Source organism: Streptomyces sp. NPDC054883 (assembly GCF_053610645.1).
On the sequence record NZ_JBSGYT010000111.1, the window covers coordinates 1 to 1,302 of the forward strand.

General features: G+C 70.2%; 1 protein-coding gene. It reads right to left on the reverse strand.

Annotation, left to right across the window (positions count from 1 at the left end; all coding sequences use genetic code 11):
• A partial coding sequence (locus ACWGH1_RS35155; protein ID WP_453357786.1) for an amino acid adenylation domain-containing protein occupies positions 1–1,302 on the reverse strand: 1,302 nt, incomplete at both ends.

Sequence of the window (1,302 nt, forward strand, 5' to 3'; positions counted from 1 at the left end):
CAGGGTGGCTTGGGTGATGTGGGGGTGGGTGGTGAGGACGGTTTCGATTTCGGTGGGTTCGATGCGGAAGCCGCGGATCTTGATCTGGGTGTCGGTGCGGCCGGTGTAGTGGAGGTTGCCGTGGGTGTCCCAGTGGGCTTGGTCGCCGGTGCGGTAGAGGCGGCTGCCGGGGGGTCCGTAGGGGTTGGGGACGAAGCGGGTGGCGGTGGTGGCGGGTTGGGCGAGGTAGCCGTGGGCGATGCCGTCGCCGGTGAGGTAGAGCTCGCCGGTGGTGCCGGGGGGTGTCGGTTTGAGATGGGCGTCGAGGACGTAGGCGTGCTTGTTGGTGAGGGGTCGGCCGATGGAGACGGTGACGGTCGGTTCGGCGGTGGGCTCGATGGTGTGGGTGGTGGTGAAGCCCATGGATTCGGCGGGGCCGTAGCCGTTGGTGATGGTGAGGTGGGGGTGGATCCGGTGGAGGTGGTGGACGTGGGTGGGGGAGGCGGGTTCGCCGCCGGTGTAGACGATGCGGGTGGTGGTGAAGGTGTCGGGGTGTTCGTCGGCGAGGTAGTTGAAGAGGCTGGAGGAGAGTTGGAGCATGGTGACGCCGTGCCGCTGGGCGAGCGCTGCGATCAGGGCCGGTTCGGGGCGCTGGCCGGGTTGGAGGACGGTGCTTCCGCCGTGGAGCAGTGCTCCCCAGAATTCGAGGCTGAAGGCGTCCCAGGAGACGGGTGAGCACTGGAGGAAGGTTTCCTCCGGGCCGAAGGCCGCGTAGCTCTGGGCGGTGAGGGTGGAGACCAGGTTCCGGTGCGAGGACAGGATGCCCTTCGGCTTGCCGGTGGACCCGGAGGTGAACATCACGCACGCCACGTCGTCCGCCGACAGCTCGACGCCGAGGTTGCCGTCCGCGCGGTCCGCGATCAGCTCTCGCTCCGCGTCGATGACCACCGTCGGCCACGGTCCGCTGACCCGGCCCTGATGGGTGCTGTCGGTCACCAGCAGCCGGAGCCCCGCATCGGCTGCCGTGCCGGCCAGGCGTCCGTCGGGGAACTCGGGGTCCAGCAGCGCGTAGCCCGCGCCGGTCTTGACGACGGCGAGCAGGGCGACGGTGAAGTCGGTGCCCCGGTCGAGCAGGATCCCGGCGAGGTCCCCGCGGCCGAGGCCCGCTTCGGCGAGGTGCCGGGCGAGCCGGTTGGCGCGCGCGTTCAGCTCGCCGTAGGAGAGTTGCCGTCCTTCGAAGAGCACCGCCCGTGCGTCGGGGAGGAGCCGGACCTGCTCCTCGAAGCGGTCCGTCAGCGTCCGCTCCCCGATCTCGCGGCGGGT